Source organism: Acidovorax sp. LjRoot194 (assembly GCF_964253015.1).
Classification (GTDB): Bacteria; Pseudomonadota; Gammaproteobacteria; order Burkholderiales; family Burkholderiaceae_C; genus Acidovorax.
On record NZ_CAXUQB020000001.1, the window covers coordinates 2319908 to 2342658 of the forward strand.

Annotated in this window: 18 protein-coding genes and 2 tRNA genes; 8 read left to right on the forward strand and 12 right to left on the reverse strand. The window is 66.1% G+C overall.

All coding sequences use genetic code 11. From position 1 onward, the window contains the following. Window positions 1-128: 128 nt before the first annotated feature. The 4 genes from ilvC (at window position 129) to pbpG (ending at window position 5201) form a co-directional block, all read left to right on the forward strand. Window positions 129-1145, forward strand: coding sequence for a ketol-acid reductoisomerase (gene ilvC, locus ACSQ3N_RS10450; RefSeq protein WP_056168011.1), 1017 nt, complete (start codon window positions 129-131; stop codon window positions 1143-1145). Window positions 1146-1412: 267 nt separating this feature from the next. Continuing rightward, window positions 1413-2246, forward strand: a complete 834-nt coding sequence (gene pssA / locus ACSQ3N_RS10455) for a CDP-diacylglycerol--serine O-phosphatidyltransferase (RefSeq protein ID WP_056168013.1) — start codon at window positions 1413-1415, stop codon at window positions 2244-2246. 208 nt (window positions 2247-2454) lie between these two features. Next, window positions 2455-3993 carry a 2-isopropylmalate synthase gene (locus ACSQ3N_RS10460; protein WP_056169201.1) on the forward strand — a complete coding sequence of 513 codons (1539 nt, stop codon included), beginning with the start codon at window positions 2455-2457 and terminating at the stop codon, window positions 3991-3993. Window positions 3994-4109: 116 nt separating this feature from the next. After that, window positions 4110-5201 carry a D-alanyl-D-alanine endopeptidase gene (gene pbpG, locus ACSQ3N_RS10465; RefSeq protein WP_056168016.1) on the forward strand — a complete coding sequence of 364 codons (1092 nt, stop codon included), beginning with the start codon at window positions 4110-4112 and terminating at the stop codon, window positions 5199-5201. 262 nt (window positions 5202-5463) lie between these two features. On the opposite strand, the gene ACSQ3N_RS10470 is transcribed toward pbpG, so the two are convergent. The 6 genes from ACSQ3N_RS10470 to ACSQ3N_RS10495 form a co-directional block, all read right to left on the reverse strand. After that, window positions 5464-6288: an IclR family transcriptional regulator gene (locus ACSQ3N_RS10470; protein WP_436146191.1), complete on the reverse strand. Its 825-nt coding sequence runs from the start codon at window positions 6286-6288 to the stop codon at window positions 5464-5466. 55 nt (window positions 6289-6343) lie between these two features. Next, the gene (locus tag ACSQ3N_RS10475; RefSeq protein WP_056168021.1) at window positions 6344-7102 is read right to left on the reverse strand and encodes an arginyltransferase; all 759 of its coding nucleotides are present in this window, start codon (window positions 7100-7102) and stop codon (window positions 6344-6346) included. Further along, the gene (gene aat, locus ACSQ3N_RS10480; RefSeq protein ID WP_056168025.1) at window positions 7099-7854 is read right to left on the reverse strand and encodes a leucyl/phenylalanyl-tRNA--protein transferase; all 756 of its coding nucleotides are present in this window, start codon (window positions 7852-7854) and stop codon (window positions 7099-7101) included. The genes ACSQ3N_RS10475 and aat overlap by 4 nt, the downstream gene beginning before the upstream one ends. Before the next feature lie 128 nt (window positions 7855-7982). Further along, a tRNA-Asn gene (locus ACSQ3N_RS10485) sits at window positions 7983-8058 on the reverse strand. Window positions 8059-8127: 69 nt separating this feature from the next. Beyond that, window positions 8128-8203: transfer RNA gene (locus ACSQ3N_RS10490), tRNA-Asn, on the reverse strand. A 109-nt stretch (window positions 8204-8312) separates the two neighbouring features. Beyond that, window positions 8313-8756, reverse strand: coding sequence for a YbaN family protein (locus ACSQ3N_RS10495; protein ID WP_436146192.1), 444 nt, complete (start codon window positions 8754-8756; stop codon window positions 8313-8315). Between the two features lie 114 nt (window positions 8757-8870). On the opposite strand from ACSQ3N_RS10495, the gene def reads away from it, so the two are divergent. Beyond that, window positions 8871-9410 (forward strand): peptide deformylase, encoded by a 540-nt coding sequence (def, locus tag ACSQ3N_RS10500; RefSeq protein ID WP_056421319.1) that lies wholly within the window; start codon window positions 8871-8873, stop codon window positions 9408-9410. Window positions 9411-9450: 40 nt separating this feature from the next. Here def and ACSQ3N_RS10505 read toward each other — a convergent pair whose 3' ends face one another. Continuing rightward, window positions 9451-12078: a [protein-PII] uridylyltransferase gene (locus ACSQ3N_RS10505; protein ID WP_436146193.1), complete on the reverse strand. Its 2628-nt coding sequence runs from the start codon at window positions 12076-12078 to the stop codon at window positions 9451-9453. Between the two features lie 85 nt (window positions 12079-12163). Beyond that, window positions 12164-12979 (reverse strand): type I methionyl aminopeptidase, encoded by an 816-nt coding sequence (gene map, locus ACSQ3N_RS10510; protein WP_436146194.1) that lies wholly within the window; start codon window positions 12977-12979, stop codon window positions 12164-12166. Window positions 12980-13126: 147 nt separating this feature from the next. Between map and purL the strand changes: the two genes are divergently transcribed. Continuing rightward, window positions 13127-17134, forward strand: coding sequence for a phosphoribosylformylglycinamidine synthase (purL, locus tag ACSQ3N_RS10515; RefSeq protein WP_436146195.1), 4008 nt, complete (start codon window positions 13127-13129; stop codon window positions 17132-17134). Between the two features lie 175 nt (window positions 17135-17309). Here the strand turns inward: purL and ACSQ3N_RS10520 are convergent, their stop codons facing one another. Beyond that, on the reverse strand, window positions 17310-18014 hold the full coding sequence (locus ACSQ3N_RS10520; protein ID WP_436146196.1) for a class I SAM-dependent methyltransferase: 705 nt from the start codon (window positions 18012-18014) through the stop codon (window positions 17310-17312). Window positions 18015-18310: 296 nt separating this feature from the next. Between ACSQ3N_RS10520 and ACSQ3N_RS10525 the strand changes: the two genes are divergently transcribed. Next, window positions 18311-19300: a DUF808 domain-containing protein gene (locus ACSQ3N_RS10525; protein ID WP_056168040.1), complete on the forward strand. Its 990-nt coding sequence runs from the start codon at window positions 18311-18313 to the stop codon at window positions 19298-19300. Window positions 19301-19480: 180 nt separating this feature from the next. Next, window positions 19481-20071: an OmpW/AlkL family protein gene (locus ACSQ3N_RS10530; protein ID WP_056168043.1), complete on the forward strand. Its 591-nt coding sequence runs from the start codon at window positions 19481-19483 to the stop codon at window positions 20069-20071. 276 nt (window positions 20072-20347) lie between these two features. Here the strand turns inward: ACSQ3N_RS10530 and ACSQ3N_RS10535 are convergent, their stop codons facing one another. The 3 genes from ACSQ3N_RS10535 to ACSQ3N_RS10545 form a co-directional block, all read right to left on the reverse strand. Next, complete coding sequence (locus ACSQ3N_RS10535) at window positions 20348-20596, reverse strand: DUF1272 domain-containing protein (protein ID WP_056168046.1); 249 nt, start codon at window positions 20594-20596, stop codon at window positions 20348-20350. A 179-nt stretch (window positions 20597-20775) separates the two neighbouring features. Next, window positions 20776-21813: a metal-dependent hydrolase gene (locus ACSQ3N_RS10540; RefSeq protein ID WP_056168049.1), complete on the reverse strand. Its 1038-nt coding sequence runs from the start codon at window positions 21811-21813 to the stop codon at window positions 20776-20778. 88 nt (window positions 21814-21901) lie between these two features. Beyond that, entirely contained in the window at window positions 21902-22585 is a 684-nt protein-coding gene (locus tag ACSQ3N_RS10545; RefSeq protein WP_235507372.1) for a protocatechuate 3,4-dioxygenase, read from the reverse strand. Window positions 22586-22751 lie beyond the last annotated feature (166 nt).

Below are 22751 nucleotides of genomic sequence, written 5' to 3' on the forward strand. Positions count from 1 at the left end.
TGGGGAACCTTGCCGTGCCAAAGCACTGTCTGCGGCTCCCCGCCTAGCCATCCGGCCGCATCCAAGTCCTATGTAAGACAATTCACCGTTTTTTCCACCCTGACAACGTATTTTTACCGGAGCGACCCATGAAAGTTTTCTACGACAAAGACACCGACCTGAGCCTGATCAAGGGCAAGACCGTGGCCATCATCGGCTACGGCTCGCAGGGCCATGCCCACGCACAAAACCTGAACGACAGCGGCGTGAAGGTCGTGGTCGGCCTGCGCAAGGGCGGTGCATCGTGGGACAAGGTCGGCAAGGCCGGCCTGAACGTGCTGGAAGTCAACGACGCGGTTAAGGCTGCCGACGTGGTCATGATCCTGCTGCCTGACGAAGACATCGCAGCCGTCTACAAGAACAACGTGGAACCCAACATCAAGCAAGGCGCATCGCTGGCCTTCGCCCACGGTTTCAACGTGCACTACAACCAGGTCGTGCCCCGCGCTGACCTGGACGTGTGGATGGTCGCTCCCAAGGCCCCTGGCCATACCGTGCGCAACACCTACACGCAAGGTGGCGGCGTGCCCCACCTGGTCGCCGTGCACCAGGACAAGTCCGGCAAGGCCCGTGACCTGGCCCTGAGCTACGCTGCTGCCAACGGCGGCGGCAAGGCCGGCATCATCGAGACCAACTTCAAGGAAGAAACCGAGACCGACCTGTTCGGCGAACAGGCCGTGCTGTGCGGCGGTGCCGTCGAGCTGATCAAGATGGGTTACGAAACCCTGGTCGAAGCCGGCTACGCCCCTGAAATGGCCTACTTCGAATGCCTGCACGAACTCAAGCTCATCGTGGACCTGATCTACGAAGGCGGCATTGCCAACATGAACTACTCGATCTCGAACAACGCCGAATACGGCGAGTACGTGACCGGCCCTGAGGTGATCAACGAAGAGTCGCGCAAGGCCATGCGCAACGCGCTCAAGCGCATCCAGAACGGCGAATACGCCAAGATGTTCATCCAGGAAGGCCGCCTGAACTACCCATCGATGACGGCCCGCCGCCGCAACACCGCCGACCACAGCATCGAAGTGGTGGGCGGCAAGCTGCGCGCCATGATGCCCTGGATCGCCAAGAACAAGCTGGTCGACCAGACCCGCAACTGATTCTTTCCCTGCGGGGATGGATTCACAAGGCCACTTCGGTGGCCTTTTTCGTTGCTGGGGCCGTTGCAGGGCAGGGCGCGTTGATTTTGATGACGCCAAACCCTCTGCAGTGCTGCCGCGCCCGTGGGGTGCTCCACTGGCAGGCGCTACACTGCTGCCTTCGCCTTTTGCGCATGCAGCGCTCTGTCCGTTCCCCGGAACCAGGCTGAAAAACTATAAATTTAATAGCAGCTTGCGCACGACAGGCAAGCGCTGGAGGACAATGGAATGCATGATGGCAACGAGTCTGCCGAGAACCCGGAGGTGATGGTGCGCAAACGGCGCAAGGGCATCTACATCCTGCCCAACCTGTTCACACTGGCGGCATTGTTCGGTGGTTTCTATTCCGTCGTGATGGCCATGAACGGGCGGTTCGACCAGGCAGCGATCGGCGTGTTCTGCGCCATGGTGCTCGACAGCCTGGACGGGCGCGTGGCCCGCATGACCAACACCCAGAGTGCCTTCGGTGAGCAGATGGACTCGCTGTCCGACATGGTGTCTTTCGGCGCGGCACCAGCCTTGATCGCTTACGAGTGGTCCCTGCAGGGCCTGGGCCGCTGGGGCTGGATTGCCGCTTTTGTGTACTGCGCCTGCGCGGCGCTGCGCCTGGCACGGTTCAACGTCAACACCAGCGTGGTCGACAAGCGCTACTTCCAGGGGCTGCCGTCGCCTGCCGCTGCCGCGCTGGTGGCCGGCTTCATCTGGCTTATGACCGAGCTGGGTGTGCACCCTGGCGAGGACGGGTGGCTCACCTGGTCGCAGATCACCTGGATCATGTTTGCCTTCACGCTGTACTCGGGCCTCACCATGGTGACCAACGTGCCGTTCTACAGCTTCAAGGATGTGCAGATGAAAAAGAGCGTGCCTTTTGCCGCCATCGTGCTGATTGCGCTGGGCATTGCCGTCATCAACATCCACCCGCCCAGCGTGTTGTTCGGTGTATTCGTTCTGTACGGCCTTAGCGGTTACGGAGTGTATGCCTGGCGCAAGGCCAAGGGGCAGCACAGCAGCGTGATCAGCACTTCCACCGACGAACCGGATGAGCGCGGGCTGCACAAGTGAGCACTGCCGCGCCAGCGCAGTTGTGCTACATTGCGCTGCATGAACACGTTTGCCCTGGCTCTACTGCTACCTCCCCACGGGCGGAGACAGTAGGCGCACGCGCACACTTTTTCTTCAAAGGCCCGTATGCACCCGCAACGGGCCTTTTGCTTTGGGCGCCAGATTTTTGACGTTGCGGGACCCCACCCACCGATACCAGGAGAACGACATGGCTGACAAACTGATCATTTTCGACACCACCTTGCGCGATGGGGAGCAGTCCCCCGGCGCCTCGATGACCAAGGACGAGAAGCTGCGCATCGCGCGCCAGCTCGAGCGCCTGAAGGTGGATGTGATCGAAGCCGGTTTCGCGGCCAGCTCCAACGGTGATTTCGAAGCGGTGCAGAGCATTGCCAATGCGATCAAGGACTCGACCATCTGTTCGCTTTCGCGGGCCAACGACCGCGACATCTCGCGGGCGGCCGAGGCGCTCAAGGGCGCCAACAGCGCGCGCATCCACACGTTCATCGCCACCAGCGCGCTGCACATGGAAAAGAAGCTGCGCATGACGCCCGAGCAGGTGCTCGAGCAGGCCAAGCAGTCGGTGCGCTTTGCGCGCAACCTGGTGGCCGACATCGAGTTCAGCCCGGAAGACGGCTACCGCAGCGACCCGGACTTTTTGTGCCGCGTGCTCGAAGCCGTGATCGCAGAAGGCGCCACCACCATCAACGTGCCCGACACCGTGGGCTACGCCATCCCTGAGCTGTATGGCAACTTCATCAAGACGCTGCGCGAGCGCGTGCCCAACAGCGACAAGGCCATCTGGTCTGTGCACTGCCACAACGACCTGGGCATGGCGGTGGCCAACTCGCTGGCCGGCGTGAAGATCGGCGGCGCACGCCAGGTCGAATGCACCATCAACGGCCTGGGCGAGCGTGCCGGCAATTGCTCGCTGGAAGAAGTCGTCATGGCGATCAAGACACGCCGCGATTATTTCGACCTCGACCTGAACATCGACGCCAAGCACATCGTGGCTGCCAGCCGCATGGTCAGCCAGACCACCGGCTTCGTGATCCAGCCCAACAAGGCGGTGGTGGGGGCGAATGCGTTTGCGCACGCCAGCGGCATCCACCAGGACGGCGTGCTCAAGGCCCGCGACACCTACGAGATCATGCGTGCCGAGGACGTGGGCTGGTCGGCCAACAAGATCGTGCTGGGCAAGCTCAGCGGCCGCAACGCCTTCAAGCAGCGCCTGCAGGAGCTGGGCGTTCAGCTCGACAGCGAAACCGAGATCAACGGCGCCTTCGCCAAGTTCAAGGAACTGGCAGACCGCAAGAGCGAGATCTTCGACGAGGACATCCTGGCGCTGGTCAGCGATGAAAGCGTGACCAGCGAGAAGGAGCAGTACGGTTTCGTGTCGCTGTCGCAGCACAGCGAAACCGGCGAGCGTCCCCAGGCCACCATCGTTTTTACGGTCGAAGGCAGGGAAGTGCAGGGCAAGTCCGACGGCAATGGCCCCGTCGACGCATCGCTCAAGGCGATCGAGTCGCACGTCAAGAGCGGGGCCGAGATGGTGCTGTACTCCGTCAATGCGATCAGCGGCTCCACAGAGAGCCAGGGCGAGGTCACGGTGCGCCTGCAAAACAGCGGCCGGGTGGTCAACGGTGTGGGGGCTGACCCGGACATCGTCGTGGCGTCTGCGAAGGCCTACCTGAGCGCGCTGAACAAGTTACAAAGTAAAGCTGATCGGGTGGCAGCACAAGGTTGATCCGTGAATTTATAATTTCATTCACTTTCTCGGAAAGTCGCGCAAGGTATTGATCTTGCGCGACTTTTTTTGATTTAGTACACTGCTCAACACTTTTTACCGTTTGGAGCATTTGGATGCACCATCTCCGCCGCGCTGCAGTGAACCGTTTCTTACAGCTTTTGGGCTTTGTCGTCGTGAGCGCGGCGTTGGCTGCGCCTGTCGCGCATGCCCAGGAACGCAAGAAAGCTTCCGTCAAGAAACAACAGACCAGCGCGTCCAGCGCCAGCGCCAAGCGGGCCGTTGCGCCACGCAAGGCCGCCACGGCCACCAAGCCCGTGCGTGTGTCTGCCAAGACTTCCAAGGCCGCCACCCGTGTCGCTTTCATTCCGGCCAAGCCTTCCTTTGGCCAGATCGCCGGGCTTCACGAGGTCAATGACCCGCTCGACCTGAAGTCCAGCGTGGCCCTCGTCATCGATCAAGATACGCACGAAGTGCTGCTGTCCAAGAACGACCACGCCGTGCTGCCCATCGCCTCGCTGACCAAGCTGATGACGGGCATGATCATTTCGCAGGCCAAGCTGCCGATGGAAGAGCCCATCACCATCACCCAGGACGACGTGGACACCGAAAAGGGCAGCCGGTCGCGCCTGGTGGTGGGTGCCACGCTCACGCGCGGCGAGATGCTGCACCTAGCGCTCATGTCCAGCGAGAACCGCGCGGCGCATGCCCTGGGCCGCACCTACCCTGGTGGGCTGGAGGTTTTCGTGACGCAGATGAATGCCAAAGCCAAGCTGCTGGGCATGACCGACACGCGGTATGTGGAGCCTACCGGCCTGTCGAGCCGCAATCAGTCCAGCGCCCGCGACCTGGCCACCTTGGTCAACGTCGCGCATGGCGACCCGCTGTTGCGCGAACTGTCCACTTCGCCCGGCTACGAAGTGGCGGTAGGCCAGCGCACGCTGCAATACAACAACACTAACGGCCTGGTGAAGAACCCCACGTGGGACATCGGCTTGCAGAAGACCGGCTACATCTCGGAGGCAGGCCGTTGCCTGGTGATGCAGACCCAGATCTCTGGCCGCAAGCTGATCATGGTGTTCCTGGACTCGGCAGGTAAATTCAGCCGCCTGGGAGACGCAGAGCGTGTGCGGCATTGGGTTGAAACCCTGCCTTCGTCACTGGCTGCACCGCTGCAGGCCCGCGCCGCGATTCCTGCTGTGAAGTAAGCAGGGTCGAGGGTGGGCGGGTGGGCAGGCGCGACGTGCGAGCTGCCTTTGCGATGTCCAGCTAATGTGCTGAACCCTGCGGGATGCGCAACATGAACAAAGGCCGACTGTGGCAACACAGGTCGGCCTTTTTGCTGGATAAGTCTGTGACGGCTTCAGACCGCAGCACGGCCCCAGAACAGGGCAGCACAGCACAGCAGTTGCATCGCGGCTGTCTGCGGATCAAACACAGGATGTGGCGCCTTGGCTGGCTCCGGTGCCGTCAGCCCAGCCCTGTGCCGCGTGCCGCAGCGTCGGCGGTCAGCTCCGCGCTGGCGGTGTGCCCAAGCGCGTGTGATATCTCCTTGGCCGTCGCCTGCAGCTTGGGCAGCCAGCCTTCGTCCAGCCTGTCTGCCGGGGCCGAGATGGACAGGCCCGCCACAAGCTTGCCTTGGTCGTCGTACACGCCCGCTGCCATGCAGCGCACGCCCAACTCCAGCTCTTCGTTGTCGCGCGCCATGCCGTACTGCCGCGCCTTGGCCAGCTCGCGTTCCAGTAAGGGTAGCTGCGTGATGCTGTTGCGCGTGTGGCCTGCCAAGCCTGTGCGGGTGGCGTAAGCGCGCACGCGCTGCGGGTCGTCCAGTGCCAGAAAGAGCTTGCCGGTGGAAGTCAGGTGCAGCGGGGCCCGCCCGCCGATGGCGCGCACCACCTGCATGCCGGAGCGCTCGCTGTAGGCGCGCTCCACGTACACGATCTCATCGCCCTGGCGCATGCTCAGGTTCACCGGCTGCTGAATCAGCTTGTGCAGGTTGCGCATGGGTGTCAGCGCCGCGTCGCGCACACTGAGGCGCGCCTTGACCAGGTTGCCCAGCTCCAGCAAGCGCATGCCCAGGCGGTAGCTGCCCGATTCCGGCCGGTCCACAAACCGCCCGATCGTGAGGTCGTTCAGGATCCGGTGGGTGGTGGACGGGTGCAGACCTGTCTTCTCGCTGATTTCCTTGAGGGAAATGGCTTCCTCGCGCGAAGCCAGCACATCGATCAGCGTGAACATGCGCTCAAGGACCTGAACGCTGGGTTTGATAGGAATGCTCGGATCGTTTTTTTTCATGGCGGCGGTGCTGTGGCGACCGCCGCATTTTATCTTGTGAAATGCAAACGCGCTGTCAGGGGTTGGGAGTGACGGTGTCGCCGGTGCGCAGCCACTGCCCGTCGGTGCGCAGTTCGTGGGGGTGAAAGCGCGCTTTGTAGTTCATCTTGGGGCTGGCTTCGATCCAGTAGCCCAGATAGACGTGGGGCAGGTCGAGGGACTTCGCCTGCGCGATCTGCCACATCACGTTGTAGGTGCCGTAGCTGCAGTGCGGCTCGGGTTCGTAGAAGGTGTACACCGCCGACAGGCCGTCGTCCAGCACGTCCAGGATGGACACCATCTTGAGCGCGCCCGGCTCGCCGTGCGCATCCAGCTCGCGGAACTCCACCAGCCGTGAATTCACCCGGCTTTGCAGCAGGAACTGCGTGTACTGGTCGATGCTGTCGTGGTCCATGCCGCCGCCTGAATGGCGGCCGTTCTGGTAGCGCAGGTACAGCTGGTAGTGCTCCGGTACGAAGCACAGTCGCAGCACCCGCGCCTGCAGGTTGCCGTGGCGGGCCACGGACCGCCGCTGGCTGCGGTCGGGCTTGAATTCATTCACCAGCACGCGCAGCGGCGTGCAGGCCTGGCAGCCGTCGCAGTAGGGGCGGTAAGTGAACATGCCGCTGCGGCGGAAACCCTTCGCGACCAAGTCTGAATAGACATCGCTCTGGATCAAATGGCTGGGCGTGGCGACCTGCGAGCGTGCCTGCCGGTCCGGCAGATAGCTGCAGGGATACGGGGCCGTCGCGTAGAACTGCAGGGTCTGCAGCGGAAGGTCGTTGAGTTGCGTCATGCCGTAAAGACTGTGGAGGGCAGCAGCTCGGTCCAGTATACGGGGTCGAATCTCCATGCGGGTGCGGGCAAACGCTGGGCTTGCTGCACGTGTTCGACGAAGGTGCGCCGGTCGATTTCGCGGCCACCCAGGGACGCCAGGTGGCGGGTGTTCTGCTGGCAGTCGATGAGCTGCACGCCGTGGTGGCGGCACAGTGCCACCAGGGCCGACAGCGCGATCTTGGAGGCATCGGTGGCGTGCGCAAACATGGATTCGCCGAACACGGCCTGTCCCAGGGCCACGCAATAGAGCCCGCCCACCAGCCGGCCATCGACCCAGGTCTCCACGCTGTGCGCGTGGCCGGCCTCGTGCAGGCGGGTGTAGGCGTCCATCATTTCCGGCACGATCCAGGTGCCGGCCTGGCCGTCGCGCTCTTTGGTCGCGCAGGCCGTGATCACGGCGTCAAATGCGTGGTCGATGCGGATCTCGGCACGCGGATTGGCGCGAAACGCCTGCAGCGTTCTGCGCAGGGACCGGTGCAGCTTGAACTCGTCCACATGCAGCACCATGCGCGGGTCGGGCGCCCACCACAGGATGGGTTGCCCCGGGCCGTACCAGGGAAAGGTGGCTTGGCCGTATGCCGCCTGGAGATGTGCGACATCCAGCACGCCACCCGCGGCCAGCAGGCCGGGGGCAGGGTCGTCCGCACCCCACGCCTGGTCAGGGTGGGGTAGGGGGTCTTCGGGCTCCAGCCAGGGCAATTGCGGGGGCATGGGTCAAGCGGGCAGTGGCAGGATCATGGCCATTGTCCGGCATATTGTGTCGCCGGGGCACCAGCGCATGCAGACGAGATGGCCGGGCAATAAAAAAGCCCACCATGCTGTGCACGGTGGGCTTAGTATGGCTCCTCGACCTGGGCTCGAACCAGGGACCTACGGATTAACAGTCCGGCGCTCTACCGACTGAGCTATCGAGGAATGTTCGGTATGACTTGCAACTGACTAATTGAAAGGCCCCGCGTACACATGCAGGGCCTGCAAAATTCTTGGCTCCTCGACCTGGGCTCGAACCAGGGACCTACGGATTAACAGTCCGGCGCTCTACCGACTGAGCTATCGAGGAACAAGACTTAGATTATATACACAAAAATAGCGATCTGAAAACTCGCGGCACGCAATGTGCGGCCTGCATACGCGATGCGTGCCGGGGCAGGTCAGCCCTCTGCCGCACATCAGGGTTCGGGGCGCAGCCACAGCCACACCAGCACGCACGCCATGCAGGCCGACGCCACCGCAGCGACCCAGGTCCGTGCCCCGCCCATCCACAGCACGGCGGCACTGGCCGTCATGAAGATGGCCGCACTCCATTTGGCGCGGCGGCTGACCTTGCCGCCCTGGGCCCAGTTGCGCAGCAGCGGCCCGAAGAGCCGGTGGTTCCACAGCCACTGGTACAGCCGCGGAGAGCTGCGCGCCGCCGCCCATGCGGCCATCAGGATGAACACGGTGGTCGGCAGGCCCGGAACGATCACCCCGATGATGCCCATCACCAGGCACAGCACGGCAAACGCCAGCAGCAGCCACCGCACGGGCCACGGCAGCGGGCGCAGTGGCGGGCCGTCGGTAGCGGCATGGGGGTTGGCGTCAACGTGGTCTGGGTCTCTGGGCGTGGTGGCCATGGGGCTTATTGTCGCCCCGTGCTGGCCGGTGGCGGCTCTTTCAGCGCGCGGTATGCCGCCGCGCTATGCTGCGCCCCACCAGGTCCGATCCATCATTTCTTCACGATCCCCACCATGACCGTTCACACCATCCTCAAGATGGGCGACCCGCGCCTGCTGCGCATCGCCCAGCCTGTCACCGAGTTCGACACCGACGCACTGCACCTGCTGGTGCGCGACATGTTCGACACCATGCGCGCCGTCAACGGCGCGGGCCTGGCCGCGCCGCAGATCGGGGTGGACCTGCAGCTGGTGATCTTCGGCTCCAACGACCGCAACCCCCGCTATCCGGACCGCCCCGTGGTGCCGCCCACGGTGCTGCTCAACCCGGTGATCACGCCGCTGGGCGATGAGGAAGAAGAAGACTGGGAGGGCTGCCTGTCGGTGCCCGGCCTGCGCGGCAAGGTGCCCCGGTGGGCGCGCATCCGATACACCGGGTTCGACCCGTATGGCGACCCCATCGACCGCACGGTCGATGGCTTTCATGCACGGGTGGTGCAGCATGAATGCGACCACCTGGTCGGCAAGCTTTATCCGATGCGGGTGCGCGATTTCACGCAGTTCGGCTTCACCGAAGTGCTGTTCCCCGAGATCAGCGCGGACGAAGACGACTGAGCAGCGTAACAGCGCCGCAGCGCCGCGCGCGCTTTCGTTTTCAGTCCGACAGCTCGCGCAGCAGCTCCGTCTCGATCTGGATCTGTCGCGCGTTGTTCTGCAGCTCGGGCCCTTGCACCAGGAAGGTGTCTTCCACCCGCTCGCCCAGCGTGCTGACCTTGGCGAGCTGCACGCTCAGGTGGTGGTGGGCCAGGATGCGGGCCACCAGGTACAGCAGGCCGGCGCGGTCGCTGGCCGAGATGGCCAGCAGCCAGCGCTGCGCTTTTTCGTCCGGCCGCAACGTGACGCGGGGCGCCACCGGAAAGCTCTTGACCCGGCGCGACACGCGCTTGCGGGCAGGCTCGGGCAGCGGGCCGCCGGTTTCGATCACCCGCACCAGGTCGCTTTCGACCATGTGCGTCAGTTCGCGGTAATGCCCGGGTTGTGACGAGGCCACCACCTGGAAGGTATCGAGCGCATAGCCGTTGTTGGCCGTGTGCACGCGCGCATCCAGGATGGAAAAGCCCGCACGGTCGAAATAGCCGCAGATGCGCGCGAACAGGTCTTCCTGGTCGGCGGCATACACCATCACCTGCAGGCCGTCGCCCGCCAGCGACTGGCGTGCGCGCACCACCGGCTTGGCCGTGCCCACGTGCCGCGACAGGTGCCGCGTGTGCCAGGCAATGTCGGCCGCCTCGTGGCGCATGAAGTAGCTCACATCCAGCGTGGCCCACAGGGTCTTGTGCGCCTCGAACGGCAGAGCGCTCAGCGCCAGCAGCACCAGCGCCTCGCGCTTGCGTGCTTCGATCTCTGCGGCGGCGTCCGGCGCGCGGCCGCCCAGGGTGCGCAGGGTGGAGCGGTACAGGTCTTCCAGCAGCTTGCCCTTCCAGGCGTTCCAGACCTTGGGGCTGGTGCCGCGGATGTCGGCCACCGTCAGCAGGTACAGCGCCGTCAAGTACCGCTCGTTGCCTACGCGCCGCGCAAAGGCAGCAATCACGTCGGGGTCCGACAGGTCTTCTTTCTGGGCGATGCGGCTCATCGACAGGTGCTCGCTGACCAGGAACTCGACCAGTTGGGCGTCCTCGCGGTCCACGTCGTGCTGCCGGCAGAAGTTGCGCACCTCCTGCGCGCCGATCACCGAATGGTCGCCGCCGCGGCCCTTGCCGATGTCGTGGAACAGCGCGGCCAGGTACAGCAGCCAGGGCTTGTCCCAGCCGCCCGCCAACTGCGAGCAGAACGGGTACTCGTGCGCATGCTCGGCCATGAAGAACCGGCGCACGTTGCGCAGCACCATCAGGATGTGCTGGTCCACCGTGTAGACGTGGAACAGGTCGTGCTGCATCTGCCCCACGATGCCGCGAAACGCCCACAGGTAGCGCCCCAGCACCGAGGTCTGGTTCATCAGCCGCATGGCATGCGTGATGCCCGAGGGCTGCTGCAGGATGCGCATGAAGTTGGCACGGTTGACCGGGTCGCGCCGGAAGGCGCCATCCATCACGCCGCGGGCGTTGTACAGCGCCCGCAGGGTGCGGGCCGACAGGTCCTTCAGGCCCACCGTCGTCTGGTAAAGCAGGAAGGTCTCCAGGATGGCGTGCGGGTCGCGCTGGTACAGGTCGTCGCTCGCCACCTCGATGAGGCCGGCTTTTTCGAAGAAGCGCTCGTTGATGGGCCGCGGCTCGTGGGTGGAGGGGTTCAGCCGCTCCTCGATGTTCAGCAGCAGGATCTGGCTGAGCTGGGACACCGCCTTGGCCGCCCAGTAGTACCGGCGCATCAGGCTTTCGCTGGCGCGCATCGGCAGGCGCGATCCGTCGGGGGCCTGCGAGCGATAGCCGAACGATTCGGCCACGGCCGTCTGCAGGTCGAACACCAGCCGGTCTTCATGCCGCCCGGCGGCCGCATGCAAGCGCGCGCGAATGAGGCACAGCACGGCCTCATTGCGTTCGATCTGGCGCACCTCGAAGGCCGTGGCCATGCCGCTGGCGGCCAGCTCTTTCCAGTTGCGGCCCAGGCCCGCGCCCTGCGCCACCCACAGAATCATCTGCAGGTCGCGCAGCCCGCCAGGCGACTCCTTGCAGTTGGGCTCCAGCGAGTAGGGCGTGTTCTCGTACTTGTTGTGGCGCTGGCGCATCTCCAGCGTCTTGGCCACCAAAAACGCCTGAGGATCCATCTGCAGGCGGTACTGGCGCTGGAACTCCGCGAACAGCGCCGCGTTGCCGCACACCAGGCGCGACTCGAGCAGCGAGGTCTGCACCGTGACGTCGCCCGCGCTCTCGGCCAGGCATTCGGCCACGGTGCGCACGCTCGAGCCGATCTCCAGCCCCGCATCCCAGCAACTGCCGATGAAGCCTTCGAGCTGGGTGCGCAGCACGCTGCCGGCCTCGGGCGCCGCGCCGTTGGGCAGCAGCAGCAGCACGTCGACGTCCGAATACGGAAACAGCTGGTCCCGCCCGAACCCGCCCACCGCCACCAGCGCCATGTCGGCCGGCAGCTCGGCGCGCTGCCACAGGGTCTGCAGCAGGTTACCGGCCAGCGTGGAGAGCTTGCGCAGCAGTACGCGGATGCCCCGCGTGGACGCCACCGAGGCCTGCAGTTCGGTCAGCAGTGCGGCCTTGTCGCGGCGGTAGGCGTCCCGCAGGGCATGCACGTCGGCCAAGGGGCGCGCTTCAGGCAGGGCATGGATGTCGGTCATGGTCGTCGTGGTTCGCGATGAAGGTGGGCCATGCAAACAGCCATGCAAGAGTTGTGCGCGCAGGCGGGCAAGGGCCGGCGCAGGGTCAGGTCTTGGTCGCGGTGACGAAGGACGGCAGCGGCGGCGAGCCGGCCGACAGCGTCATCACTTCGTAGCCCGTTTCGGTGACCAGCACCGTGTGTTCCCACTGCGCAGACAGGCTGTGGTCCTTGGTCACGATGGTCCAGCCGTCGTTGCCGAATTCCTTCACCTCGCGGCGGCCGGCGTTGATCATGGGCTCGATGGTAAAGACCATGCCGGGCACCAGCTCGTCCAGCGTGCCGGGGCGGCCGTAGTGCAGCACCTGGGGCTCTTCATGAAACTTCTGGCCGATGCCGTGGCCGCAGAACTCGCGCACGATCGAGAAACCCTGCGCTTCGGCGAATTTCTGGATGGCGTGGCCGATGTCGCCCAGGTGGGCGCCGGGCTTGACCTGCACGATGCCGTGCCACATGGCGTCGAAGGTGATGGCGCACAGGCGCTTGGCCGCGATGGAGCCTTCGCCAATGATGTACATGCGGCTGTTGTCGCCGTACCAGCCGTCCTTGGTGATCACGGTCACGTCCACGTTGACGATGTCGCCCTTCTTCAAAGGCTTGTCGTTGGGGATGCCGTGGCACACCACGTGGTTGACCGAGGTGCACAGCGAGGCCGGGTAGGGCGGGTAGCCGGGGGGCTGGTAGCCCACCGTGGCCGAGATGGTGCCTTGCTGCGCCATGCATTCGGCGCCCAGGCGGTCGATCTCTTTGGTGGTGATGCCGGGTTTGATGTGCGGGGCGATGTAGTCCAGCACTTCGGAGGCCAGGCGGCACGCCAGGCGCATGCCTTCGACGTCCGCGGCGCTTTTGATGGTGATGCTCATGCCGCAATTATCCCATCGCACCCCGTCCGCTGCAGCAGCGCCCGGTGAGCCCGGTAAAATGCCGGGCTGACCACTTGGCTCCCGCCCACCGGCCGGGGGCTTCGCGTCAGCGCCACCACGTACCCTCACACCCAACAGGCCGCTACAGTGACCTTGCACATGACCACGCTGGCGGGCGGCAACGCCCTCAGCACCTTCCGCGCCCAGCAACTCCAACCGGCCCTGCAAGCCATCCACCCCAAAATCGACGGCATTGCAGCGCGCTTCGTGCACCTGGTCGCCACGGATGCGGCCCCCACCCCCGCCGAGCACGAACGCCTGTCGGCCCTGCTCACCTACGGCGACCCGTACGCGGGGCCTGAAGACGGCGCCGCAATCCTGGTCACTCCCCGCCTGGGCACGCTGTCGCCTTGGGCCTCTAAGGCCACCGACATCGCGCGCAACTGCGGCATTGCCATCCGCCGGGTGGAGCGCATCACCGAATACCGCGTCAGCCTCAAGTCCGGCCTGCTGGGCCGCACGCCCGAGCTGACCGCCGAGCAACTGGCCCAGGTCGCCGCCCTGCTGCACGACCGCATGACCGAGTCCGTGGTGGCCGACCGCGCCGCCGCAGCAGCGCTGTTCACCGAGCTGCAGCCCGCCACCATGGAGCATGTCAACGTGCTCGGCGGTGGCCGCGCCGCGCTGGAGGCCGCCAACACCCGTTTCGGCCTGGCCCTGGCCGAGGACGAGATCGACTATCTGGTCAACGCCTTCACGGGCCTGGCGCGCAACCCCACCGATGTGGAGCTGATGATGTTCGCGCAGGCCAACAGCGAGCACTGCCGCCACAAGATCTTCAACGCCCAGTTCACCATCGACGGCGTGGCGCAGGACAAATCGCTCTTCGGCATGATCCGCAACACCCACCAGCTGGCACCCCAGCACACGGTGATCGCGTATTCGGACAACGCCTCGGTCATGGAAGGCGGCGAGGTCGAGCGGTTTGTGGCCAAAATGGCCTCTACCGCTGATTCAGCGGGCGCTACCAGCTATCAAAAGAGTAGCGCCACCCAGCACGTGCTGATGAAGGTGGAAACGCACAACCACCCCACGGCCATCTCGCCCTTCCCGGGCGCATCGACCGGCGCGGGCGGCGAGATCCGCGACGAAGGCGCCACCGGCCGGGGCTCCAAGCCCAAGGCGGGCCTCACGGGCTTCACCGTGTCCAAGCTCTGGGGCAGCACCGTGGGCAAGCCCGAGCACATCGCCAGTCCGCTGCAGATCATGGTGGAAGGGCCCCTGGGCGGCGCGGCGTTCAACAACGAATTCGGCCGCCCCAACCTGGCTGGGTACTTCCGCGAATACGAACAGGAAGTCGCCGGCGTGCAGCGCGGCTACCACAAGCCCATCATGATCTCCGGCGGCGTGGGCGTGATCGACGCGGGCCTGACGACCAAGATCGAATTCCCTGCCGGCTCGCTGCTCATCCAGCTGGGCGGCCCCGGCATGCGCATCGGCATGGGCGGCAGTGCTGCCAGCTCCATGGCCAGCGGCACCAATGCGGCCGAGCTCGACTTCGACTCCGTGCAGCGCGGCAACCCCGAGATCGAGCGCCGTGCGCAGGAGGTTATCAACCACTGCTGGGCCCAAGGTGCCAATAACCCCATCCTCGCCATCCACGACGTGGGTGCGGGCGGCCTGTCCAACGCCTTCCCCGAGCTGACCAACGACGCCGGCCGCGGCGCGCGCTTCGACCTGCGCGCCGTGCCGCTCGAAGAATCGGGCATGGCGCCCAAGGAAATCTGGAGCAACGAAAGCCAGGAGCGCTACGTGCTGGCCATCGCGCCCGAGTCGCTGCCCCTGTTCAAGGCGTTCTGCGAACGCGAGCGCTGCCCCTTCGCCGTGATCGGCACGGCCACCGAAGAGCGCCAGTTGGTGCTGGAAGACACCGCCGTGGTGGCGGGCGACCAGAAGCTGCCGGTGGACATGCCCATGAACGTGCTGCTGGGCAAGCCGCCCAAGATGCACCGCGACGTGGCCACCGTGCAGCGCCAGTTCGCGCCCATGGACCTGACCGGCGTGCCGCTGCAAAAGGCCGTGATCGACGTGCTGGCCCACCCCACGGTGGCGTCCAAGCGCTTTCTCATCACCATCGGCGACCGCACGGTGGGCGGCCTGTCGCACCGCGACCAGATGGTCGGCCCCTGGCAAGTGCCGGTGGCGGACTGCGCCGTGACGCTGGCCGATTACAAGGGCTTTGCCGGCGAAGCGATGAGCATGGGCGAGCGCACGCCGCTGGCCGCCATCAACGCACCCGCATCGGGCCGCATGGCGGTGGCCGAGGCCATCACCAACCTGCTGGCCGCACCCATCGAGCTGCCGCGTGTGAAGCTGTCGGCCAACTGGATGGCCGCGTGTGGCGAGCCCGGCGAAGACGCCGCGCTGTACGAGACCGTGAAGGCCGTGGGCATGGAGCTGTGCCCCGCTTTGGGCATCAGCATCCCCGTGGGCAAGGACAGCCTGTCCATGCGCACTCAGTGGTCGGAGGGCGCGGACAAGAAGAAGGTGACTTCCCCGGTCAGCCTGATCGTGAGCGCGTTCGCCTCGCTGTCCGACGTGCGCGGCACGCTCACGCCCCAGCTCGATGCCACCGAGGACGACACCACGCTGGTGCTGATCGATCTGGGCAAGGGCCAGAACCGCATGGCCGGCAGCATCCTGGGCCAGACGCTGGATCAGAGCGGCGACGTGGTGCCCGACCTGGACGACCCGCAGGACCTGGTCAACACCGTCAACGCCGTGAACGCGCTGCGCGCCCAGGGCCGCATCCTGGCGTACCACGACCGCAGCGACGGCGGCCTGCTGGCAGCCGCGGCCGAGATGGCCTTTGCCGGCCATGTGGGCGTGTCGCTCAACGTGGACCTGCTGGTCACCGAAGGCGACGGCATCAGCGACAGCCGCATGGAAACCGGCGACGCCAAGAACTGGGCGCAGCAGGTCGGCGCACGCCGCGAAGAACTCACGCTCAAGGCCCTGTTCAACGAAGAACTGGGCGTGGTGCTGCAGGTGCGCACCGCAGAGCGCAACGATGTCATGCAGGTGCTGCGCGAGCACGGCCTGTCCAAATTCAGCCACTTTGTCGGCAAGACGCGTCCGCAGTCGTCGAGCATCGACGCCGGCAAGGGCGAGTTGCAGGTCTGGCGCGACGCCAAGGCCGTGTTCAGCGCCAAGCTCACCGACCTGCACCAGGTGTGGGACGCCGTGAGCTGGAAGATCTGCCAGCAGCGCGACAACCCCGCCAACGCGGATGCCGAGCACGCCACCGCGGGCGAGGCCACCGACCCCGGCATGCACGTGCACCTTACGTTCGACGCGGCCGAGAACGTGGCTGCGCCGTTCCTGAACCTGGCCAAACCCCGGGTCGCCATCCTGCGCGAGCAGGGCGTGAACTCGCACATCGAGATGGCCTACACCTTCACCGAGGCGGGTTTCGAGGCGTACGACGTGCACATGACCGACCTGCAGACCGGCCGCGTCAAGCTCGAAGATTTCAAGGGCGTGGTCGCCTGCGGCGGCTTCAGCTACGGCGACACGCTGGGCGCCGGCATCGGCTGGGCACGCTCGATCACCTTCAACCCGGTGCTGTCCGAGCAGTTCCAAGGCTTCTTCGGCCGCACGGACACCTTCGGCCTGGGCGTGTGCAACGGCTGCCAGATGTTTGCCGAGCTGGCCGACATCATCCCCGGTGCGCAGGACTGGCCGCGCTTCACCACCAACCAGAGCGAGCGCTTCGAGGCCCGCCTGTCGATGGTGGAAGTGCTGGAATCCCCCAGCCTCTTCTTTGCCGGTATGGCGGGCAGCCGCCTGCCGATTGCAGTGGCGCATGGCGAGGGCTATGCCAACTTCAAGTTCCGCGGCAACGCGGCGCAGGCCATCGGCGCGATGCGCTTCGTGGACAACCACGGCGCGCCCAACGAGCAGTACCCGTTCAACCCCAACGGCAGCACGGGCGGCCTGACCGGCGTGACCACGGCGGACGGCCGCTTCACGGCCATCATGCCGCACCCCGAGCGCGTGTTCCGCAACGTGCAGATGAGCTGGACCAGCGGCGACCGCAGCGAGCTGAGCCCCTGGATGCGCATCTGGCGCAATGCGCGCAAGTGGGTGGGATAAGGGCTGGGTGAGGGCTCAGGCTTGGCGGGTGCCAGCGACGCTGGCTGGTGCATTCCAGCCGGCAGGAGCCTGGTTCACCTGACTTGACGCCGGGCCCTTGGCCTGCTGATCGGGCAGAGTCCGGGCCCACAGCATCGCGCCGCTAGAAGCGGCCTGCGGGTAGCTTCAGCCGTCTTCAGTCCACCACCGGACGCTGGTACATCAGCAGCCGCCCCTTGTAGGCGGGCGCGGTATCCAGCGCAGGGTGGTCCAGCCGCTCTTCGACCACTTCGAACCGGTGCACGGCCATCTGCTTGTGGAAGGTGGATCGATTGCCCCGGTTCGGGTCCACGATCCAGATCTGCGCGCCGCTGCCGGCATGGCGGTCCAGAAAGGCCGCGAGCGATGCGCGCGCATCGCGTTCGTACAGCACGTCGCTGCCCATGATCAGGTCGAAATGGCCCTGCACCGCACCCGCCTGGGCATGGCCGTGGTTGTGTTTGTGGTGGTCCGCACCCCAGTGCCCGGTGCGGTACCGCAGGGGCGACAGGCCGTTGAGGCGCGTGTTCTCCTGCAGGAACTGCTGGGCCATCGGATGGCAGTCGCTGGCGGTGACGTCCACGCCGCGGCGGTGGCACACCAGGCTGGCCAGGCCAAGGCCGCAGCCGATCTCCAGCACGCGCTCTCCGGTCTGCAAAGGCCGGCTGGCCATGCGTTGCGCCAGCTGCGCACCCGAAGGCCACAGCAGGCCGAACAGCGGCCAGGCGGCCGATGAGATGCCCAGGGCTTCGGCGGCACCGTCGGGGTCGCTGAATTGCTGCTTGTCCAGCAGCGAACGGATGATCAGGTCGGCAACGCCGGCGATGGCGATGTCTTCCTGCTTGGTGAGATAGCCTGGCATGGCGGGGCGCGAAGCCCGTCCAAGCGCTGGCTTGCAGGGACCCCCTCGAGTGGGTGGGTGAAGCAGCCAGTATGCGCCTTGCCGCGGCGTGGCCGCCGGGCGGCGCCAGCCTTGCGCCCGGCGGGCTCTGGGACTGCATGGCTGGCGGCGCCGCGGTGGCCGCCGCCGCGTTGCTATAGTGCAGCCCACAGCGGCGGTGCGGCAAGCCCGCGCCCGAGGCCGTTTTGGCGGGCACCACGGCGCCGTGCGACCCGCTGGACAACCTCATCCACAACCATTTTCTTCAAGGATTCCCCATGGCCTCTGGCAGCTTGCTGGCCCTGCTCGACGATATCGCCACCATCCTCGACGATGTGGCGCTGATGACCAAGGTCGCAGCCAAGAAGAGCGCGGCCATGGCCGACGACGTGTCGGTCATGACCAAGGTGGCCGCGCAGAAGACGGCCGGGGTGCTGGGGGACGACCTGGCGCTCAACGCCCAGCAGGTCACCGGCGTGCGGGCCGAGCGCGAGATTCCCGTGGTCTGGGCCGTGGCCAAGGGGTCGATGATCAACAAGGTCATCCTGGTGCCCGCAGCGCTGCTCATCAGCGCGTTTGCGCCCTGGGCCGTGACCCCGTTGCTGATGATCGGCGGCGCCTTCCTGTGCTTCGAGGGGTTTGAGAAGGTGGCGCACAAGCTGCTGCACGCACCCCATGAAGACGCGGCCGAACGCGAAAGCCACGCCCAGGCCAACGCCAACCCGGCGGTGGACCTAGTGGCTTTCGAGAAGGACAAGGTCAAAGGCGCCGTGCGCACCGACTTCATCCTGTCGGCAGAAATCATCGCCATCACGCTGGGCACGGTAGCCAACGCGCCGTTCTCGCAGCAGGTGGCCGTGCTGTCCGGCATCGCCGTCATCATGACCATCGGCGTATACGGTTTGGTGGCCGGCATCGTCAAGCTGGATGACCTGGGCCTGTGGCTCAGCCGCAAGGCCAGCAGCGCGGCGCAGGCCGTGGGCAACGGCATTTTGCGTGCAGCGCCCTGGCTGATGAAGGGCCTGTCCATCGCCGGCACGGCGGCCATGTTCCTCGTGGGCGGTGGCATCCTGGTGCACGGCGTGCCGGCCCTGCACCACGCCGTCGAAGGAACGGGCGCGGCCGCCGCACAGTGGCCGGTGGGTGGCCTGTGGGCAGTCCTGGTGCCCAACCTGCTCAACGCCGTGGTCGGCATCATCGCCGGGGGGCTGGTGCTGGCCGCGGTGACGTTGGTCAAGCGCGTGCGGGGCAAGTCGGCGGCGCATTGAGTGCTGTGCAGGGCCGCCCCTGGCAGTGTGGCAAGGCCTGCAGATGCAGGCCTTTGTTCTTTCTTGATGTATGTCTAAGGGCGGGTGAGCGGGCCTTGAGATAGGGCAAGACCGGCGGGCGGCCGCAGCAGTTCAATGGATGCACGGGGGTCGTCCCCGTCCAACCGATGTGAACTGAACATGAAAAAGAACCTGCTGGCTGTCGTTGCCCTGTGTGTCCTGTCCTCTGGCGCTGCCATGGCGCAACAGGCCGAAGGCCCCTGGATGGTCCGTGCCCGTGCCGTGCACCTGGACAGCGCCAACAAGGACAGCACGCCCCTGGGCCTTGCCATCAACGACAAGACGATTCCTGAAGTCGACGTCACCTACTTCTTCAACCAGAACATCGCGGCCGAGCTGATCCTGACCGTGCCGCAAAAGCACACGCTTAGCGCCGGTGGCACCGCCATCGGCTCGCTCAAGCACCTGCCGCCCACGCTGCTGGTGCAGTACCACTTCAACGCGCCCGGCTTCAAGCCCTATGTGGGCGCGGGCGTGAACTACACGCGCTTTTCCGGCGTGCGCCTGCCCGCGGGCGTGGACATTGACCGCAACAGCGTCGGCCCCGCGCTGCAGGTGGGTGTGGACATTCCGCTGGCCAAGAATCTATACCTCAACTTCGATGTGAAGAAAGTCTTCATCAAGACCGATGTGTCGGCCGGCGGCGCGAAGCTGGGCACCTTCAAGGCCGACCCGGTGCTGGTGGGCGTGGGCCTGGGCTGGAGGTTCTAGGGGCTCCCCCTGAGGCGCTGCGCGCCTGCGTGGCAGTGCCAGAGGCACGGCCTCTTCGGCCTGTCCAAGCCTGCGCAGGCAGGCTTGGAGCCGCAGGCCTCAGCCCCTGAGGGGGACACCTCCTGTGGACCGGCAACGCCGGGCCCACGGTGGCGCTGGCCTGGGCAGCGCCGGCATTGATCGGGCGTGGCGGTTGACGGCTGGCTTGCATGCCATGGTCAGCACACCGTGCGTCCCGATCTGGCTATCTCCACCAGCGTCACCAACGTGCGAGTGTCAGGCCAACAGTCCGCAGCCCACCGGCTTGAGCACGCGTTCGGTGGATGCCGGGTACTTGGCCAGCTTGGACGCAGGCCTGCGCGGGCGCTGCACCAGGTCACCGCCGCAGTTGGGGCAGATGTGGTCGAGACGCGTGCCGGCGCAGTCACGGCAGAAGGTGCATTCGAAGGTGCAGATGCGGGCGTCGGTGGAGTCGGGCGGCAAATCTTTGTTGCAGCATTCGCAGTTGGGTCGCAGCTCGAGCATGGGTGTCCTTGGGTGGTAGTAAGGATGAAGATGGGGAAGTGGCGGTGCCAAGCGTATGCCAAGCCTTTGCTGCAGGGCAAGGTGCCGATGGGGTGTGCACCGGCAGTCCAGCCCACTGCGCCAGCGCGCGCCTCGGTCCTTTGTCAGTGGCTCCACGCCGCCGCAACGCAGCTACGCAGCTACGGCTTGCGGCCTTGCGGTGGCGCTGGCGCGGCAAGCACCACCTCGGCACCCCACATCCGCTTCCACAGCCAGGGCAGAGCAGTGGCCAGGTCCGGGCGCTGCATCTGCAGCGTGGCGGCGCGTTGGCCTGTCGCCATCTCTGCGGGTGTGCCCAGGTTGAAGTGAAAGCTGTAGGTGGGCTCGTTGCCCATGCGCAGGTCGGTGATGAAGACGTCGCCCCCGGCGTCTTCACTCATTTTGAAGAAGCCGTGGCTGAATCGGGCCACGCGGTCCACCAAGGCGTTGTCTTGGTAGCGTGTGTACAGATGCCCGCCCCGCTCGTGGGCGGTCCACCGCACGGGGCGGCCGCCATCCAGCAGCGAGTAGTAGCCTTCGTAGTAGTGCGTGGGCGTCATGGCGACGGCGCGCCACAGCACGGTGTTGAAAGGTGCCGGCGTGACGAGCAACTGCCCGGGCGTGAGATGCGGCACCGGCGCGGACGCCAGCACCTGGCGGGTGACGATCTGCTGCGCGGCCACGCCCCAGGCCAGGTAAGCCGTGCTGAGCACCAACCCCGCCCGAGCCCAGGCGATGCCGCGTCCCTGGCGCATGCTCAGCGCAAACCCCACGCCTAGCAGCAGCGGCACGGTGTACAGCGGGTCGATGATGAACACGCTGCCCACGGCATACGGCGTGTCGGTGAAGGGCCGCAGCAGCTGCGTGCCGTACACCGTCATCCAGTCCAGCAGCGGGTGGGTGATGAGGGCGAGCCACAGGGCCAGCCACCAGCGCGTGAACAGGTCCGCTTCGCGGTGCAGGCGCGACACCAGCCATGCCATCGGCACCGACAGCAGCGTCAGGTAGAACAGGGCATGGCTTGCCGCGCGGTGCAGCACCATGTTCAGGATGGCATCGCCGTGGCTGACGAAGGCATCGAGGTCAGGCAGCGTGCCGGCAATGCCGCCCCACAGCGCGGCCTTCCACACGGCGGTGCGGCGGCCCAGGGTGGCGATGGCGACAGAGGAGCCCAGAACGAGTTGGGTGACGGAATCCATGCGGGCGTGTGGTGCGGATGCGGAGCAGGGTGGGGGGATGGAGGGTGGGGGCGATGGCTGGTGATGTCACCGTCGCCGTTCGACCCTATCAGGTCTGCACGACGATCGGGAATTCTCCCCGCACGCCGTCGGCCGCGGGGGCGAAGCGGACCGTGAGCGCCGCACGCTCCTTTTCGCCCAGACGGCTCCAGAGGTAGTCGCGCGCATTGCCGGCGTCGCCCGCCACGTACATCTGCGTGGTCAGCAGTTCGCGCCCTGGCAGCCGCACCTTGAAGTGGATGTGCGGCGTGCGGCCGGTGTACGGCGCGGGCCGTATGGTGCGAAAGCGGTAGCGCCCGTCGCGCCCCAGCACCACGCGGCCAAAGCCCTGGAAGGCCGGTGCCGCCTTGCCGCCGTCGCCCGGGTGGTGGTAGTGGCCGTCGGCATCGCACTGCCAGATCTCGACCGTGCCGCCCGACAGCGGCACGCCCTGCGTGTCGGTGACCCGGCCTTCCACCCAGACAGCCTCACCCTGGGTATAGCGCAGCATCCCGTTGCGCAGCAGGTCGCCGTCGCTGTCGGCCGGGATGTCCACGGGGTAGTAGGGCCCTTCGGTCTGGCGCGGCGTGGGCATGGTGCGGGCCTGGGCCGCTGCGGGCTGCACCAGCGCCGGCGCGGCGACCAGGGCAGCACCCCGCAGGCCCTGCTGCAGCCACTGGCGGCGTGTGGTGGCGATGGGGGCGGTGGAGGCAGGGTGCAGTGGCGAAAGACTCGGAGTGGCAATGTCGGGCATCGTGGGCTCCTGCCTGGGGCGGCTGCGGGTAGTGATCGGCTCCGTGTGGGTCGCACGGCGGTAGGAGCCGCCCGACGCGCAAAAAGTGCCGCAGTGTCGTGCAGGCCGGTGAGGGCTGCGAGGGCGCCCTTTGCGCCGCAGGCAACGGGGAAATGACCTACACGCA